Origin of the sequence: Gottfriedia solisilvae, assembly GCF_002128405.1 — a bacterium.
In the GTDB taxonomy this organism is placed as follows: Bacteria; Bacillota; Bacilli; order Bacillales; family Bacillaceae_G; genus Gottfriedia; species Gottfriedia solisilvae.
Genome location: NZ_NETJ01000006.1, coordinates 161282 through 178839 on the forward strand (window position 1 = coordinate 161282; position 17558 = coordinate 178839).

The window sequence follows — 17558 nt, forward strand, 5'->3', positions numbered from 1 at the left end:
GCCTTTATCTTATAAATCAAACAAACAACAATCTTTTAGAAAAGCGTCTTATTTAGGTCTTTAGAAATTGTAGCGACTAGTCTTGCACGTTTCACAAAAAAGAACCTTATAAAAAGTAAATTTTATTTCAAATTCATCCAAATATAGAAAGAAATACAAACAAGCTAAAAAGAAATAACTTTTATACAATTAATAAAGTGGACACGCTTAAAAGGCATACGTATAATGAGAAACAATGATTAAACAAATTAGAAAGTGAGGAATACATATATGAGTAAAGAAAATACGGTTGAAATTTTATTTAATAACATAGATGAATCTACAGAATTGTTAAAAGACAGTTTAGAGCTCTCTTATTTAGAAGCATTAATAGAAACTGGTGAGAATTTCTTCGAAGGGGAAATTTTACAAGAAGAAATAAATGACTTACAACAAGAGAAACTAATGAAAACAATCCAACAATATAATGAAACAACAAAAGATAATGAAAGCATAAGACGAGCGTTTCAATTAGCAATCTTAAAAGGAATGAAACAAGGTGTCCAAACAAATCATGAGATGACACCTGATGGTATTGCCTTTATTGTTTCCTATTTAGTTGGAAAATTTACAGATGGAAAAAAAGATTTGAAAATTTTAGACCCAGCTATCGGTACAGGTAATCTTTTATTAACGATTCTAAATGCGTCTAAAGATAAATTTACTGATTCAGTTGGAATAGACGTAGATGATGTTTTAGTAAGAATCGCATTTGTTGTCGGAAATTTATTAGGTCACGAAATAGAATTATTTAATCAAGATAGCTTGGCACCTCTTTTTGTTGATCCAGTTGACTTAGTTGTATGCGATCTTCCTATCGGTTTTTATCCGAATGATGAACGTGCAAAAGCTTATACACTAAAAGCAAAGGAAGGCATGTCTTTTGCGCATCATTTATTCATTGAACAGAGTATGAACTATTTAAAATCTGGTGGATTTTTCATCGGATTAGTACCAAATCATCTTTTTACTTCTGAACAATCTCAAGCATTACAGAACTATATTAATGAAACAGGTGTGATTCAAGGATTAATACAGTTGCCATTATCTGCCTTTAAGGATGAAAGACATCAAAAAAGCATATTAATTATCCGAAAAAATGCAGAAAATATGAAGAAGCCGAAACATGCTTTATTAGTTGATTTCCCTAAGTTAACTAATATGAAGGCTGTTGAAGACATCATGCTTCAAATGAATTCATGGTTTAAAGAAAATTTACAATAATTGAACTTTTAAACACGTAAACTTATTTGTGTTATAATGATTTCAATAAAAAAAATATAACAGTTTCATGTTTAAAGGAGATGTTGAAACATGGCAAATATTCTTGCAATTAACGCTGGTTCTTCTTCGTTAAAGTTCCAATTAATCGAGATGCCTAGTGAAAGAGTACTTACAATAGGGTTAGTAGAACGTATTGGTCTGAAAGATAGTGTTTTTATTATCACAGTAAATGGTGAAAAAATTAAAGAAGTAACAGACATAGTTGATCACGCTGTAGCAGTAAAAATGCTATTAGATAAGCTAACAGGTTTAGGCGTTATCTCTTCGTTCGATGAGATTCACGGTGTAGGACATCGTGTAGTTCACGGTGGAGAATTATTTACTGACTCAGCTTTAATTACTGAAGAAGTAGAGAAGCAAATTGAACTACTTTCAGATTTAGCGCCACTTCATAATCCAGCTAACTTAGTTGGAATTCGTGCGTTTAAACAAATTCTACCAAGTATTCCTGCTGTAGCAGTATTTGATACGGCTTTCCACCAAACAATGCCTGAAGAGTCATTCTTATACAGCTTACCTTATGAATACTATAAACAATTTGGTATTCGAAAATATGGATTCCATGGTACATCTCATAAGTTCGTAACTGCTAGAGCCGCAGAATTAATCGGTAAACCAATTGAAGAATTACGACTTATTTCATGTCACTTAGGAAATGGTGCAAGTATCGCAGCTGTTAAAGGTGGAAAATCTATTGATACTTCAATGGGATTCACACCACTTGCAGGTGTAACAATGGGTACTCGTTCAGGTAACTTAGACCCTGCTCTTATTCCTTATATCATGGAAAAAACAGGGAAAACAGCAGAGGAAGTACTTGAAGTATTAAATAAAGAAAGCGGAATGCTTGGAATTTCAGGTTTCTCAAGTGATTTACGTGATATTGAAACAGCTGCAGAAGAAGGTAACAAACGTGCTATTATTGCGCAAGATGTATTTGTAAGTCGTATCCATAAATATTTAGGTTCTTACGCTGCACGTATGAAAGGTGTCGATGCGATTATTTTCACAGCAGGTATCGGTGAAAATGGTCCGGAAATTCGTGAAGCAGTGTTAGAAGGACTAGAGTTTATGGGAGTTTACTTCGATCCAAGTAAAAATAATATAAGAGGAAAAGAGGCTTTCATTAGCTTTGATCACTCACCAGTTAAAGTAATTGTTATTCCAACGAATGAAGAAGTTGTAATCGCAAGAGACGTTGTTCGTATTGGAATGTAATGATTTAATATAACGTAGAGCATACAAAAAAAGAAGATCTCATATTCTTATTATGAGTTCACTTTTTTATCGCTCTACGTTTTTTTTATACTACGAGGTGATGGTATGGACAGCATAAAAGAATTTAATCTTTGGTTAGAGATTAATGAAAGGATGAGTGAAAAAAGAAAGAATAGTTCAAATCGATTCGAGCAGATGTTTAAAAAAACCTCTTCTTATATTTCTCAAAAAATTCCTCATGCATATTCTGATGCTTTCAAAGATTTTTTATCAACTGCATTCTTTCACTCGCAATCCTTTTTACAAACTTCTAAGCATTTCCATGAAAAGAAAAATGATATTTTACGAAGAGCACAAATATTAAGAAGTGATATAACAAAAATTAATGACCTAAGGAATTTACCAATACGCCAACTGAATTTTTTAGCCGAACAAGAAATTTCTAAAGCACTCATTATTTCAAGTGTACAAGGTGGCATGAGCGGCACGAGTTCTAAACTTGCGATGTTTTGTGATTTACCGGCTTTATTACTAGTAAATCTGAAAACCGTCCAAGAAATTGCTATGTGTTATGGATATGACGTCAGTATTCCATTAGAAATGGAATGTTGTTTAAAGGTGTTGCAAGGTGCATTACTCCCTTCGCCAGTAAAATATGAGAGATGGCATACACTAATGACTGACACTTTGAAGCATGAAGATGAGGATGTATTTGCAATTTGGGATAGTGAGTTCAACGGAGAAGATGTATATCAAACATTATTTTTACAATTTAGTAAGCTGTTCATTATACATTCTTTAAAAAATCGTCTAATCGGTGGGGTACCTGTAGTTGGAATAGCTGTTGGGGCCAAATGGAACGAAAATCTTACAAAAAATGTTTTAGAGTATACGAAAGCTTTTTATCAATATAGATTGTTATCAAAACGAATAAAAAAAGAGCCAACAGTTTAACAGTTGGCTCTTTTTTTATCCATGTATCTTCACATCATCAGATACTTTTTGGTTACTTCTAAACCAAATCCATAAATCATTAATAATGGAAGCCAATTCCGCAATTTCAGAATTTAGTTTACAACTAACGACAAAATCAGCTTCGTTATTTAATTGCTCTTGTTTATAGTTAATTGAGAACTCAAGACGTTTAATCCGATCAGGTATATCTCCTCTAATGCATTCCCATTCTGTTAGAATCGCCTGCTGCTGTTCGTGAGAGTAATCTTCCCAGTCTAATAATAAGTCTGGTAGTAAAATACCTAATCGTTCATCAAATGAAAAATAATCTTGTAACATCCGTACTCCCCCTCTACACTATATTATACATTGAAAAAAATAAGTGAAACAATTTGTTTTTTGATATTTTTAAAATAGAGTCTAACTACTTTATTTTTAAGACATTCTATTTAACATAAATCAAAAACTAAGTTATATTTACCTTACATATCTAATTTTTTCAAGTTTAGCTATAGCTAACTAATTTATTTAAAATTGTATAAGATAGGATAGATAGAAACATACATAAAACTCATGAAATTTAAATAAGAAAAATCTCATTTTAGTCATCAAACATATACTAAGTTGTTATTAAGATTTGAAAGGAAGAAGGATATGAAACATGCTGTCATAACAGCAGGGACGAAAGGGTTAGGAAAAAAAGTAACAGAATCGTTCTTAAAAGAGGGCTACTCTGTTACGGTTACATATTTCTCTGATGATCAGGCAATGAACCAGAGAAAAGAAGAGTGGAAAGAATATTCGGACCGAATTCTCTTTTTAAAAGGAAATATAACCGATAAAGAATTTTTAAAAGAGATTACGACAAAAACAATGAAGAAATTTGGAAGAATTGATTGTTTAATTAACAATGCCGGACCATATCTATTTAACCGTAAAAAACTGGCTGACTACTCTGAAGAGGAGTGGGAATACTTGTTATATGGTAATTTGCACAGTGTGTTTTATTTGTTAAAGCAAATTATACCAATAATGAGAGAACAAAAATTTGGTCGTATTATAAATTATGGCTTCCAAGGGGCAAATTCAGCATCGGGTTGGATTTACAGATCAGCGTTTAGTACTGCAAAGGTCGGATTAGTTTCACTAACAAAAACAATTGCATATGAAGAAGCTGAACATGGAATCACTTCTAATATGATTTGTCCTGGCGATATATATGGCGAAATGAAGGAAGCTTCTAGACTTGATGCACTACAAAAAGGTAGTGGAAATGCACCTGTTGGTAGATTTGGTACTGGTGAGGATATTGCTAGAATGGTTCAGTTTTTGTGTAAAGATGAATCAGATTTTATTACGGGTGATGTAATCGAAATAACAGGTGGCTTAGATGTCATTCATAAATATAGGCATCAATCTTTATAATGAATAAATGGGACAATTCCAATATTGAAGCATAAATTATAGTACAAAAGATTTTGAATTAACAATTTAATTAGAAAAAAAGCGTTTTCATTGGGTCATTTTACCTTTTTGTGATAAAATAAAGGTGTTATATTTTTAAATATAGAATTCATCCTAAGAGGCACGAATTAATTATATTTCAGGGGGAAATAAAATGCGTATTGGGGTACCAAAAGAAATAAAAAATAATGAAAATCGAGTAGCAATTACACCTGCTGGCGTAATGAATTTAGTAGGACATGGTCATACAGTTTTCATCGAAACAGCAGCTGGTCTAGGTTCAGGTTTTACTGATGAAGAATACGTAAAAGCTGGTGCTTCAATTGTTGAAACAGCTGAAGAAGCTTGGAACAATGAAATGGTTATGAAAGTTAAAGAGCCAATTCCAAGTGAGTATGGCTATTTCCGTGAAGGTTTAATTCTTTTCACATATTTACATTTAGCTCCAGAGCCAGAGTTAACGAAGGCTTTAATTGATAATAAAGTAGTTGGAATCGCTTACGAAACTGTACAAGTTGGTAACACTTTACCATTATTAACACCAATGAGTGAAGTTGCTGGTCGTATGTCAGCTCAAATCGGGGCGCAATTCCTTGAGAAAAACAAAGGCGGTAAAGGTATTCTTTTAGGTGGCGTTCCAGGTGTTCGTCGTGGAAAAGTAACAATCATTGGTGGAGGAGTTGCTGGAACAAATGCTGCTAAAGTAGCTGTAGGTCTTGGCGCTCACGTAACAATGATCGACTTAAACCCTGATCGTTTACGTCAATTAGATGATATTTTTGGACATCAAATTACAACATTAATGTCTAATCCATATAATATTTCTGAAGCAGTTAAAGAATCAGATTTAGTAATTGGTGCAGTATTAATTCCAGGTGCTAAAGCGCCTAAACTTGTTTCAAAAGAAATGATTGAAGCAATGGAACCAGGTTCTGTAGTTGTAGATATCGCAATTGACCAAGGTGGAATTTTTGAAACGACTGATCGTATTACTACACACGATTTCCCAACATATGAGAAACACGGAGTAGTACATTACGCAGTAGCTAATATGCCTGGCGCAGTACCTCGAACTTCAACAATGGCATTAACGAATGTAACTGTACCTTATGCTGTTCAAATTGCTAACAAAGGCTACCACAAAGCTTGCTTAGAAAATGTAGCATTATTAAAAGGTATTAACACTCTTGATGGATATGTAACTTATGAAGCAGTTGCTGAAGCTCACGGTTTAGAGTTTAAAGAAGCAGCTACATTATTACAAGGTACATCAGTATCTACGAACTAATTAGATTAAATCCCTTTTCTTATACAGGAAAGGGATTTTTTATTTGGGCTTCTTAAAATTGATAAGAAATAAAAAAGTAGTACAAGTAAACTTGACTACCTTTTAGTATCATTTCAAATATTCTTCTCTTAAAAAACTATATTGGAACATATCACGATGTTCGCCTCTAAAAAATTCATGCTTTCTCAGGATTCCATCTAAATGAAAACCATTTTTTGTAAGGAATGTTTGTGATGATAAATTAAAATCGTAAACTTCCCCATACAATTTTATTAAATTTAAATTGTTGAAAGCAAAATTTAATAAATAGTTTATTGCGAATGAACCAATTCCTTTATTTTGTAAATCTTTTTCACCAATAAGAATACCAAATGCGGCATGGCCATTTTCTTGATCAAGATTTCCAAGCTCAACTCTACCTACACATTGACCATTATACTCAATTGTAAACAAATGAAGCGTTGGTTTTAAACCTTCAAAGTACTGATTATAGCCATTTTGCATTTCTTCAAGACTTCTAGGTTTTTCTACTCCAACAAGCCTACCAATCTGATCATCACATTCCCATTTGTGCATAATCGGAACATCTGGAGGAGTAACCTGTCGAACAATGATGGTACCTATTTGACTCATCTTATAAAATAATTAAATCTTTAGGGAATTTAGTAAGCGTTAAAGCACCAGTCTCAGTAATGACGATATCATCCTCAATACGAACTCCACCAACATTTGGTACATAAATACCAGGCTCAATTGTATATGACATACCTGTTTTAATAATGCCAGTATTTGAGTCATTTACTGATGGGTAATCATGAATACCGATACCTAAACCATGTCCAATTCTATGAACAAAGTATTCACCATAACCTGCATCTGCAATGATGTTACGTGCAGCACGATCAACATTACCCAACGTTTCACCAGGTTTACTTACATCGATAGCAGCAAGTTGACCTTTTAATACAGTTTCATAAATTTCACGTTGTTGTTCATTAGGCTCACCAAACATTACTGTACGAGTAATATCAGAGCAATATCCATCAACAATAAATCCTAGATCCATTAAAACAAACTCGCCTTTTTTAATTGCGTTTGTTCCTGGGTTACCATGAGGTAATGCTGAATTTGCACCAGTTAAGATTAATGTACTAAATGAAGTTTTAGCAAAACCTTTTTTCTTCATTTCGTATTCCATCTCAGCAATTAAATCCATTTCAGTTTTACCTTCAGCAATACGGTCGACAATGATTTGACAAGCCATATCAGCTGCATCAGCTGCCGCTTGCATACGACGAATTTCTTCTTGGTCTTTAATTAAGCGTAAATCATGTAATTTTTCTTCAGCAGCTAAGAATTGTACACCTGGGAACAGTTGTAATAATTTCTCATATCGCTGAACAAGTAAATGTTCTTTTTCAATTGCCATACGGCTAACAGTTATATTACGTTTAGCCAATGATTCTTGAATCATAGCCCAAGGGTCTTGACTGTCATTAAAGCCGATTACATCATATTTCCAACCTGCGTGTTTTACATGACCAACTTCCATTTGCGGACAAACAAGAATTGGTTCTTCATTTGGAAATACAAGAACTGCCAGTAGGCGTTCATGGGGATTACAATGGAAATTAGTTAAATAAAATACATTCTCAGTAGATGTAATGAATCCTAGTTGAATATCTTGTTCTTTTAACCAAGTTGATAGATTTTGTATACGGTGTTCCATATGTAACATCCTTTCTCAAAAAACAATTTACTGCATTCAACAAATAGTGTTTACAGTGTTTTATATCATTATTTTATCATTTGTTGAAGAAGTCGTAAAATAACAACAGCATTGGTAGGTTTATTGTTTTTGAAAATAGTTATTATCTGTTAAAATATGGTAGATACTAATTTATTTAAAGGAGTGAGTTCTTTTGAATATCACATATTTTGGACAAAGTGTTTTATTAATTGAACATGGGCAAGACGCGATTATCATTGACCCGTTTATTAATGGCAATCCTCATACTAATATTAAGGTAGAGGATCTAAAGGTAAATTATATTTATGTTACACACGGACACGGAGACCATTTAGGTGATACTGTAGAACTTGCTAAACAAAATAATGCAACAGTCATCGCACCTGTAGAACTAGCAACATGGATTTCATGGCAAGGGGTAAATGTTGTACCAATGCATATTGGTGGAGAAAAGGAGTTTTCATTTGGGAAACTGAAATTAATTGAGGCAATTCATGGATCAAGTATCGTTGATGAAGAAAATAAGCAAATTATTAATGTAGGTCCTGCTTCAGGCGTTTTACTAAAAATTGCAGGGAAGACGATTTATCATGCAGGTGATACAGCATTATTTAGAGGAATGAAAACACTTGGTGAATACGAACAAATCGATTTAGCGTACTTACCGATCGGCAATCATTTTACAATGGGGATTGATGATGCAGTAATTGCTGCAAAATGGATCGATGCTAAACAAGTAGTGCCAATACATTACAATACATTCCCAGCTATTCAAGCCGACCCTAATGAATTTTTAGATAAGTTAACAAAGAAAAACGGTTTTGTTCAAGAGCCAAATACAACTATTTCATTATTGTAATATAAATTAAGCGTTAAAATTATAGTACAGATTAATAAGCACGTTTAAACGTGCTTTTTTTAATGGTATGAATTGTTATATAATAGTTAATAAAAATATTAATACAACCATTGAAAGCTTGGTGAGGCAATTGACAACAAAGCATGATCAAATATTAGAACATATTGAACAGCTACCAGTTGGGCATAAAATATCTGTTAGACAAATAGCAAAAGATTTAAGCGTTAGTGAAGGTACTGCTTATCGTGCTATTAAAGATGCAGAAAATAAAGGGTATGTAAGTACGATTGAACGAGTTGGTACTATTCGAATTGAAACAAAGAGAAAAGAAAATATCGAAAAGTTAACATTTGCAGAAGTCGTTAATATTGTTGATGGACAAGTTTTAGGTGGAAAAGAAGGATTACATAAAACGTTAAATAAGTTTGTTATTGGAGCAATGCAGCTTGATGCAATGATGCGTTATATCACCGCGAATAATTTATTAATTGTTGGTAATCGTGTGAAAGCACATGAGCTTGCTCTAAAAGAAGGTTCTGCTGTTTTAGTAACAGGTGGATTCGATACAGATGAAAGTGTGAAACGACTAGCAGATGAGATGAAGATGCCGATTATTTCATCTAGCTATGATACTTTTACAGTCGCGACATTAATTAACAGAGCAATCTATGATCAACTGATTAAGAAGGACATTGTACTTGTAGAAGACATATTAATTCCATTCGAAAAAACATCCACTTTATCACCTACTGATGAAGTGGAAAAATGGTTTGAGTATAATCGAGTTACTGGGCATGGTCGTTATCCTGTTGTAGATGATCGAGGTAAATTAATCGGGATTGTAACCTCAAAAGATGTCATTCATGAACAGCGAACTCAACGAATTGATAAAGTGATGACGAAGCATCCTATAAGTGTGAATGAAAAAATGTCGGTCGCAGCTGCAGCTAGAATGATGGTTTGGGAAGGTATTGAATTACTTCCAGTTGTTAATTCGTCAAATATATTACTAGGAATTATTAGCCGTCAAGACGTACTTGAAGCTTTACAACAATTGCAGCGTCAACCACAAGTTGGAGAGACGATTGATGATATTATTACAAGCCAATTTCATAATGAAAAGGATCAAAAAAGTGAAGAATTGGTCATTCGTTGTAACGTTACACCACAAATGACGAATGTAATTGGTACACTATCACATGGTGTATTTACTACAATTGTAACGGAATCAGGAAAACGTGCGGTTCGAGAAATGAAGAAAAATGGTGATGTAATCGTCGAAAACATTACGATTTATTTTGTACAACCTGTTCAAATAGATGATGTGATTGAAATTAAACCAAAAGTATTAGAGCTAGGGCGTAAATTTGGAAAAGTTGATGTTGAGGTTTACCAACAAGGAATACTAGTTGGTAAAGCATTAATGATGATGCAATTATTAGATCGATAAAGGAAAAAGGAAGGGCAAGACGTTCCCCTTCCTTTTCCTAATGTTATCCATTTATTTTTTAGACAGTTTGTTTATTTTGAATTGCTTTGTAATGTTTATTTTGCAAATATCCTCTGTATAGATTAGCAAAACCAAAAATGATAAATATAATCCCAATAACGATTGTTAATAACTCAATTTTTGATATGATTTGAAACACTCCATAAAGTAACAAGAACAACCCAAAAGTTAATCTAGCTCGAGAGCCAGCAATTTTTTTTGTTAAAAGTTCGCTTGTAAAGAAAAATTTGGTAACATAAAATAAGAATAAAACAAATGAAATAATTACGATTGTTGCGATGCTATCCACTTAGCTTCCACCTTTCAATTACAAATACATAATTCTATTTTAACTTGATAGAAACTATATTTCAAAAGTTTTAAAAATAATGGAAAGTAGGGGTTGAACGATGAAAGAACAAATTTTAAAAGATATACATATGTTCGATACAATTATTATTCATCGACATGTTCGTCCGGATCCTGATGCGATTGGTTCGCAATGTGGTTTAGCTGAAATGATTAAAACTAGCTATCCTGCAAAAAATGTATATGTAGTTGGGGAATTACCGCAGTCTTTACATTATTTATATCAAATGGATGATATTGAAGATGCTACATATAACGATGCACTAGTTATTGTATGTGATACAGCAAATACAGAACGAGTAGATGATGCTAGGTATATCCTTGGCAAAAAACTAATTAAAATTGATCATCATCCAAATGTAGATCCTTACGGTGATATTATGCATGTGGACACAACGGCTAGCTCAACAAGTGAATTAATATTTGAACTGGCAGAGAGCAGTAATGAGCAGCTTGTCTTAACTGACAAAGCAGCACGTTTAATTTATGCTGGGATTATTGGTGATACTGGACGTTTTTTATTTCCTAGTACGACAGAAAGAACGTTCCATGCTGCTAGTCAGTTAATCAAAAAAGATTTTTCAATCAATGATATTTATGACAATATGTATGAGACATCAATTGAAATGGCTCATTTAAACGGATATGTTCTTCAAAATTTCAACCTAACGGAAGAAGGGGTGGGACATATTAGAATGACGAAAGAATTAATGGCTAAATACAATGTAAATTCTGAACAAGCTTCTTTAGCTGTTAGCTCTCTTGGTCATATAAAGGGCGTAAAAGCATGGGTGATTTTCTTAGAAGAAGATGATTTAATTCGTGTTCGCCTTCGTTCAAAAGGACCTGTTATTAATGGAGTAGCGGCGAATTTTAATGGTGGTGGACATCCACTTGCTTCTGGAGCAAAAGTCTTTTCGTGGGAAGAAGCAGATCAAGTAGTTGAAGAGTTAAAAAAAGTATGTAAAGAAGAGAAATAATATGTTTAAAGAGAGGCAATCGTTTGAGAACATGCCTCTCTTTATTTTGTACTTCTGATTTTTAATGTGATTTCTAACGTCGTATCAAAGTAAATCGTATCGACTAGGAGCTTAAACCTTCGATCATCTTTCTTATAAACTTTGTTTTCAATGGCTCTTCTTAATAACTCACGATTTCTTGATACACTTCGAATATCTTGTGTAAGTAAATGACTTAAATCATTTTGTACATCTTCTATTAATTGGTACCTTGTAAATTTATTTAGGCTATATTGCTTTTCATTAATAATTGTTACTTTAATTTCTTGTACTGTTAAGTTTCTTTTATTTTCCTCATTTAATCTTTCTTGGCTTTCCATTAAAATATTCTTATCTCGAATAAGGTCATTTTTTTCATCTTTTAATTCATTTATGATTTTAACCTGCTGTTCTTGTGTAACTCCATACATATATATAAAGACCATCCAACTAATGATTGAACCAAAGAAAATGCCGGCAAAAAACTTAGCCCATCCAAAAGAAAGTTTTTCTGGAGGTGCTTTCACTATACATGCTCTCCAGTAAACCATTGAATAATGATTGTACCAGTATGTGTTCCACCCATTGCAGCTATAATCATAAATATTTGCTTAATAAACTCAATCGTTTCTCCTGCGAATAGCCCTTTTTCAAAGCTATAAAACGTATCAAATGTTCCACCGACTGCCCCAACAATTGCCCAAATACGTAAACTCATCGATAAATCATACATTTTACTAAGTGGTGGTTCACCAATTACATAGTATCCAATTGACCCTATTAATGCACCACCAATGATAATCCCAAGTGCAATAAAGTACATTGAGATTAATGTTGGGATAAACGGTAATTTAAGCTCCATTATGAATCACTCCTTCCTTAAATGTATATGGACAAAGTGTTTTGTGTATGATGATTGTTTCATGTATGTTTTAATAAAGAATAGAAATATAGTTGAATTTTTTTACGAACAAAAATAGAATGTAAGTTCGCATTTTGTGATAGAATAGATTATATAAAGAAGATAAGGAGGAGTGTAGATGAGTTTCGTTCATTTGCAGGTTCAAAGTTCGTTTAGCCTACTGCAAAGCGCTTGTAAAATTGAAGAATTAATAGACGCAGCTGTTACACAGGGCCATCCTGCGCTTGCTATTGCAGATGAAAATGTCATGTACGGAGTTATTCCTTTTTATCATGCGTGTAGAAAAGCCGGTATTAAACCTATTATTGGAGTAAAGCTTTCTATATTAACAGAAGATCAAAAAGTATTTCCATTAATTTTGCTATCGAAATCACTAAAAGGTTATGAAAACCTTCTAAAGTTAACTAGTATCATCGGAACAAAGTCTCCTTTGGGCGTTCCTAAAAAATGGTTATCTGCATATAGTCAACAAGTCCTTGCGATTACGCCAGGTATTGAAGGGGAAATAGAAACATATTTGCTAAATGGCGAACATGAGCGAGCGGTTCAACAGGTTAAAGAGTACCAAAAAATATTTGAAGAGTTTTTTGTTAGTATTCAAGATCATGGTTTACCTGAAAATCGAACTTTATATCCATTCATTAAACAGCTTCAAAGTGAAACGAACGTTAATTTAGTTGTTACAAATGATGTGCGCTATGTAGTTAAAGAGGATGCATTGATTCAGGATGCTTTATTTTCGGTAAAGAATGCTACTAAATTATCAGATGAATCAAGACCGAGATTAAGAACGCATGAATATTATTATAAAACGAAAAATGAACTGGAAAATTTATTTATAGACGAAGAAGATGCATTTTTAAATACAGTTAAAATTTCACAATTATGTAATGTTGATATACCATTTCACCAACCATTATTGCCTAAGTATCCAGTACCTGAGTCTTATTCCACTGTAGATTACTTAAAGATGATCTGTGAAAAAGGTTTAGTTGAACGTTATGGAGTAATAAAAGAAAAACATATAGAGCGTTTGGAAATGGAACTCAGAATCATACATAAAATGGGCTTCGATGATTACTTTCTAATTGTATGGGATTTCATTAAATATGCACTTGAACAAGGGATTACTGTTGGGCCAGGTCGTGGTTCAGCTGCAGGTTCTCTAGTTGCTTATGTTTTAAATATTACCAATGTAGACCCACTGCATTATAACTTGCTTTTTGAACGATTTTTAAATGAAGAACGAATTTCAATGCCAGATATAGACATAGATTTTCCAGACCATCGTCGTGATGAAATGATTGATTATGTTGCATCAAAATATGGAGATGTACACGTTGCTCAAATCATTACATTTGGAACATTAGGAGCAAAAGCAGCTATAAGAGATATAGCAAGGGTAATGGGTCTAGCACCCGTTGAGATTGATCGATATTCTAAGCTTATTCCATCAACAATTGGAATCTCGTTAAAGGATGTCTACGAACAATCAAAAGCGTTTCGAAACCATGTGGATCACTCAGGTATTCATAAACGAATATTTGATGTAGCTTGTAGAGTAGAAGGATTGCCAAGGCATACAAGTATACATGCTGCAGGTGTCATTATTTCAGAAATACCTTTAACGAATGTGGTGCCTTTACAGGAAGGGAATCATGGCGTTTATTTAACTCAATATCCAGCAGAAATTCTAGAAGAGCTCGGATTAGTAAAAATGGATTTTCTTGGGCTTAGAAACCTAAGCTTGTTAGAAGAAGTATGTAAGTTAATTACAGAAACTACTGGTAAAAGTATTCAGTTAGATCAAATACCTTTAGAAGACGAAAAGACTTTTGAATTACTAAGTAAAGGTGATACCTCTGGTGTTTTTCAATTAGAATCATCAGGTATGAGAAGAGTTCTACAACAATTACAACCAAATCAATTTGAAGATATTGTTGCGGTAAATGCTCTATATAGACCAGGTCCAATGGAGCAAATCCCTAAATTTATTCAATTTAAACATGGATTAGAAAAGGTTACTTACCCTCATCCGGATCTTGAAAAAATATTGGAACCTACATATGGTGTTATCATCTATCAAGAACAAATTATACAAATTGCATCTTCCTTAGCTGGATTTACTTTAAGTGAAGCGGATTTACTTCGTCGAGCGGTAAGTAAAAAGAAGAAAGAAGTGCTGGATGAGGAAAGAATTCATTTTGTGGAAGGTTCTATTAAAAAAGGCTACGATGAAAAAATTGCCAATGAAGTATATGACTTGATTGTGCAATTTGCAAACTACGGATTTAACCGAAGTCATGCAGTTGCTTATAGTATGATTGCTTATCAACTGGCTTATTTGAAGGCTAATTATCCGTTACAATTTTATGCAGCATTATTATCAAGTTTTATTGGTAGTGAAGAGAAAGTATCGACATATATCGGTGAGGCAAAATTAAAAGGAATCCCAATTTTTCCACCTTCGATTAATAAAAGTCAGTACGCTTTTGTTGTTGAGGGGAAGGGGATACGCTTTAGTCTGCTAGCTATTAAAAATATTGGGATGGCTTCTGTAAGAGAAATTTTACAAAAGCGTCCATATAATGATTTTTTTGAAGTTTGTATCAAAATATCTCCGAAAGCTTTAAATCGTAAAAGTGTTGAAAACTTAATTTTTGCCGGTTGTTTTGATGAGTTCAGAATAGACCGGGCAACTCTTCTTGCAAATATTGATATTATTTTTGATTATGTTGATATTGTAAGGCCAGAAAATGAAGATCAATTTGATCTATTTTTGGATGAAGATTTTGTGCCAAAACCACAGTTAATCCAAGTAGAACCGATGAAAATTTCAATAAAGCTGGAACTTGAGAAACAAGCATTAGGAACGTATTTAACTGGCCACCCAATTAGTCAGTATGAGAAATTGCAAAATGAAACTGGAACGGCAACGATTTCATCTATGATTCAAAATAGCAAAGAGGAACAGCTTGTTTTTGTGTACATTCGAGATCTAAGAGTTACGAAAACAAAGAAACAGCAACATATGGCATTTTTACAAGTAGAAGATATGAGTACATTAATTGATGCCGTCGTTTTTCCTAAAACTTTAGAAAAGTATCGCCATAAATTAAAGGAAAAAGAAGTCGTCGTTGTAAGGGCTAAAATAGATGAACGTGATGAGAGAAAGCAATTAATCATAAATGAAGTTTTAACAGTTGAGGAAATTGAAGAGAGAAATAGCCAAAAAGAGTTAACTTTATTTATTAAAGTTAGTGGACATACTAATAAAAACATTTCATTTACAATTCAACAAGCAATCGCACAATTTAAGGGTCATACGAAAGTGGTTTTATATTATGAAGAAGAAAAGAAAGCAGTTCAATTATCTGAACAATACTTCGTAAATCCTACTGTAACATGTCTGTCTATGTTGAAAAATATTGTCGGAGATGAAAATGTTGTATTAAAGAAATAGACATTTTTCTTTAAAATCATTTATTATTAAGATGGATGTTAGTCTAATAAATAAAGACATCTTTTATAAAAATAAAATTTCCAAGAAATAAACAGTTGAATTAAATTTCAACTCGTCGTTATTAGGGAGAGTGAACAGTTTGTCATTATTAAGTGAAGAAGCATTACATATGCATAGGGTTCATCAAGGAAAGTTAGAAACAATTTCAAAAGTACCTGTTACAAATGCAAAAGAATTAAGTTTAGCATATTCTCCAGGTGTTGCTGAGCCATGTAAAGAAATTTATGAAGAAAAAAGCAGAGTGTATGAGTACACGATGAAAGGTAACATGGTTGGTGTTGTTTCTGATGGATCTGCTGTTCTTGGTCTTGGAAATATTGGACCAGAAGCTGCATTACCTGTAATGGAAGGAAAAGCTGCACTATTTAAAAGTTTTGCTGGTGTAGATGCGTTTCCAATTTGTTTAGCAACTCAAGATGTTGAACAAATCATCCAAACTGTAAAGCTGTTAGAGCCTACGTTTGGAGGAATTAATTTAGAAGATATTGCAGCTCCAAACTGCTTTATTATAGAAGAGCGCTTAAAACGTGAAACAAATATTCCAATTTTCCATGATGATCAGCATGGAACTGCTATTGTTACATTAGCTGGATTAGTAAATGCATTAAAATTAGTAAATAAAAATATGGCAGACATAAAAGTAGTACTAAACGGTGCCGGAGCAGCAGGAATTGCAATTTTAAAATTATTATATCGTTTCGGTGTACGTTCTATCATCATGTGTGATACAAAAGGTGCTATTTATGAAGGTCGACCAACTGGTATGAATAGTGTTAAAAACGAAGTAGCTAAATATACAAATAAGGACCGAATTCAAGGAACCCTTGCAGATGTAATTAAAGATGCAGATGTATTCGTAGGTGTTTCTGTAAAAGGAGCAGTTACGAAAGAAATGGTTCGTTCAATGAATGAAAATCCGATTATTTTTGCGATGGCAAACCCAGATCCAGAAATTATGCCAGAAGATGCAAAAGAAGCTGGTGCATTAGTAATTGGTACAGGACGTAGTGATTATCCGAACCAAGTTAACAATGTTCTCGCATTCCCAGGGATTTTCCGTGGTGCATTAGATGTTCGAGCTACACATATTAACGAAGAAATGAAAATTGCAGCTGTAAAAGCAATTGCAAGTTTAGTTAGTGAAAATGAATTAGCTCCAGATTTCATTATCCCAGCTCCATTTGATCCACGCGTTGCACCAAAAGTAGCAGCAAGTGTTGCGAAAGCTGCTATGGAAACAGGTGTTGCACGAATTAAAGTGGACCCTAAAGAAATCGAAGAAAAAACAAAAAAACTAGCTTTAATTAAATAGTTTTTATCACCAGATATTAATATTTGGAGGGGATAGTATTACAATGCTCAAAATAAGTAGTGTAGTACTATCCTTTTTTATCTGTTATA

The 17558-nt window shown here is 33.2% G+C and carries 16 protein-coding genes; 10 read left to right on the forward strand and 6 right to left on the reverse strand.

The genetic code is table 11. The annotated features are described in order from the left end of the window. Nucleotides 1-270 precede the first annotated feature (270 nt). From CAB05_RS18795 to CAB05_RS18805, 3 genes are all read left to right on the forward strand, one after another. The gene (locus tag CAB05_RS18795) at nt 271-1263 is read left to right on the forward strand and encodes a class I SAM-dependent methyltransferase (protein ID WP_088002825.1); all 993 of its coding nucleotides are present in this window, start codon (nt 271-273) and stop codon (nt 1261-1263) included. Between the two features lie 90 nt (nt 1264-1353). Continuing rightward, on the forward strand, nt 1354-2541 hold the full coding sequence (locus CAB05_RS18800) for an acetate kinase (RefSeq protein ID WP_088002828.1): 1188 nt from the start codon (nt 1354-1356) through the stop codon (nt 2539-2541). A 105-nt stretch (nt 2542-2646) separates the two neighbouring features. Then, complete coding sequence (locus CAB05_RS18805) at nt 2647-3495, forward strand: EcsC family protein (RefSeq protein WP_088002831.1); 849 nt, start codon at nt 2647-2649, stop codon at nt 3493-3495. 15 nt (nt 3496-3510) lie between these two features. Here the strand turns inward: CAB05_RS18805 and CAB05_RS18810 are convergent, their stop codons facing one another. Next, the gene (locus CAB05_RS18810) at nt 3511-3834 is read right to left on the reverse strand and encodes a hypothetical protein (RefSeq protein WP_088002834.1); all 324 of its coding nucleotides are present in this window, start codon (nt 3832-3834) and stop codon (nt 3511-3513) included. 315 nt (nt 3835-4149) lie between these two features. Here CAB05_RS18810 and CAB05_RS18815 point away from each other — a divergent pair, with 315 nt between their 5' ends. After that, entirely contained in the window at nt 4150-4920 is a 771-nt protein-coding gene (locus tag CAB05_RS18815; protein ID WP_088002837.1) for an SDR family oxidoreductase, read from the forward strand. Between the two features lie 193 nt (nt 4921-5113). Then, nucleotides 5114-6247 carry an alanine dehydrogenase gene (ald, locus tag CAB05_RS18820; protein WP_088002840.1) on the forward strand — a complete coding sequence of 378 codons (1134 nt, stop codon included), beginning with the start codon at nt 5114-5116 and terminating at the stop codon, nt 6245-6247. 108 nt (nt 6248-6355) lie between these two features. Here ald and CAB05_RS18825 read toward each other — a convergent pair whose 3' ends face one another. Next, a complete protein-coding gene (locus CAB05_RS18825) occupies nt 6356-6880 on the reverse strand; it encodes a GNAT family N-acetyltransferase (protein WP_088002843.1) in 525 nt (174 codons plus the stop codon). A gap of 1 nt (nt 6881) precedes the next feature. Next, entirely contained in the window at nt 6882-7976 is a 1095-nt protein-coding gene (locus CAB05_RS18830; RefSeq protein WP_088002846.1) for a M24 family metallopeptidase, read from the reverse strand. A gap of 193 nt (nt 7977-8169) precedes the next feature. Between CAB05_RS18830 and CAB05_RS18835 the strand changes: the two genes are divergently transcribed. Next, nucleotides 8170-8856 carry a metal-dependent hydrolase gene (locus CAB05_RS18835; protein WP_088002849.1) on the forward strand — a complete coding sequence of 229 codons (687 nt, stop codon included), beginning with the start codon at nt 8170-8172 and terminating at the stop codon, nt 8854-8856. A gap of 130 nt (nt 8857-8986) precedes the next feature. Then, a complete protein-coding gene (locus tag CAB05_RS18840; RefSeq protein ID WP_088002852.1) occupies nt 8987-10306 on the forward strand; it encodes a DRTGG domain-containing protein in 1320 nt (439 codons plus the stop codon). 58 nt (nt 10307-10364) lie between these two features. Here CAB05_RS18840 and CAB05_RS18845 read toward each other — a convergent pair whose 3' ends face one another. After that, the gene (locus tag CAB05_RS18845; RefSeq protein ID WP_088002855.1) at nt 10365-10655 is read right to left on the reverse strand and encodes a YtpI family protein; all 291 of its coding nucleotides are present in this window, start codon (nt 10653-10655) and stop codon (nt 10365-10367) included. 100 nt (nt 10656-10755) lie between these two features. Here CAB05_RS18845 and CAB05_RS18850 point away from each other — a divergent pair, with 100 nt between their 5' ends. Next, a complete protein-coding gene (locus CAB05_RS18850; RefSeq protein ID WP_088002858.1) occupies nt 10756-11694 on the forward strand; it encodes a DHH family phosphoesterase in 939 nt (312 codons plus the stop codon). Nucleotides 11695-11735: 41 nt separating this feature from the next. Here the strand turns inward: CAB05_RS18850 and ytrI are convergent, their stop codons facing one another. Both ytrI and ytrH read right to left on the reverse strand, forming a co-directional pair. Beyond that, nucleotides 11736-12239: a sporulation membrane protein YtrI gene (ytrI, locus tag CAB05_RS18855; protein WP_088002861.1), complete on the reverse strand. Its 504-nt coding sequence runs from the start codon at nt 12237-12239 to the stop codon at nt 11736-11738. Beyond that, nucleotides 12239-12574, reverse strand: a complete 336-nt coding sequence (ytrH, locus tag CAB05_RS18860) for a sporulation membrane protein YtrH (RefSeq protein ID WP_088002864.1) — start codon at nt 12572-12574, stop codon at nt 12239-12241. The genes ytrI and ytrH overlap by 1 nt, the downstream gene beginning before the upstream one ends. A 178-nt stretch (nt 12575-12752) precedes the next feature. On the opposite strand from ytrH, the gene dnaE reads away from it, so the two are divergent. Together dnaE and ystJ are read left to right on the forward strand one after the other, a co-directional pair. Then, nucleotides 12753-16097 carry a DNA polymerase III subunit alpha gene (gene dnaE / locus CAB05_RS18865; protein ID WP_088002867.1) on the forward strand — a complete coding sequence of 1115 codons (3345 nt, stop codon included), beginning with the start codon at nt 12753-12755 and terminating at the stop codon, nt 16095-16097. Between the two features lie 139 nt (nt 16098-16236). Continuing rightward, the gene (gene ystJ, locus CAB05_RS18870) at nt 16237-17469 is read left to right on the forward strand and encodes an NADP-dependent malic enzyme (RefSeq protein WP_088002870.1); all 1233 of its coding nucleotides are present in this window, start codon (nt 16237-16239) and stop codon (nt 17467-17469) included. The last annotated feature ends 89 nt before the right edge of the window (nt 17470-17558 follow it).

Coding starts and splice junctions, on each gene's coding strand:
- CAB05_RS18795 (WP_088002825.1), top strand. CDS start 271: ATGAGTAAAGAAAATACGGTTGAAATTTTATTTAATAACATAGATGAA.
- CAB05_RS18800 (WP_088002828.1), top strand. CDS start 1,354: ATGGCAAATATTCTTGCAATTAACGCTGGTTCTTCTTCGTTAAAGTTC.
- CAB05_RS18805 (WP_088002831.1), top strand. CDS start 2,647: ATGGACAGCATAAAAGAATTTAATCTTTGGTTAGAGATTAATGAAAGG.
- CAB05_RS18810 (WP_088002834.1), bottom strand. CDS start 3,834: ATGTTACAAGATTATTTTTCATTTGATGAACGATTAGGTATTTTACTA.
- CAB05_RS18815 (WP_088002837.1), top strand. CDS start 4,150: ATGAAACATGCTGTCATAACAGCAGGGACGAAAGGGTTAGGAAAAAAA.
- ald (WP_088002840.1), top strand. CDS start 5,114: ATGCGTATTGGGGTACCAAAAGAAATAAAAAATAATGAAAATCGAGTA.
- CAB05_RS18825 (WP_088002843.1), bottom strand. CDS start 6,880: ATGAGTCAAATAGGTACCATCATTGTTCGACAGGTTACTCCTCCAGAT.
- CAB05_RS18830 (WP_088002846.1), bottom strand. CDS start 7,976: ATGGAACACCGTATACAAAATCTATCAACTTGGTTAAAAGAACAAGAT.
- CAB05_RS18850 (WP_088002858.1), top strand. CDS start 10,756: ATGAAAGAACAAATTTTAAAAGATATACATATGTTCGATACAATTATT.
- ytrH (WP_088002864.1), bottom strand. CDS start 12,574: ATGGAGCTTAAATTACCGTTTATCCCAACATTAATCTCAATGTACTTT.
- dnaE (WP_088002867.1), top strand. CDS start 12,753: ATGAGTTTCGTTCATTTGCAGGTTCAAAGTTCGTTTAGCCTACTGCAA.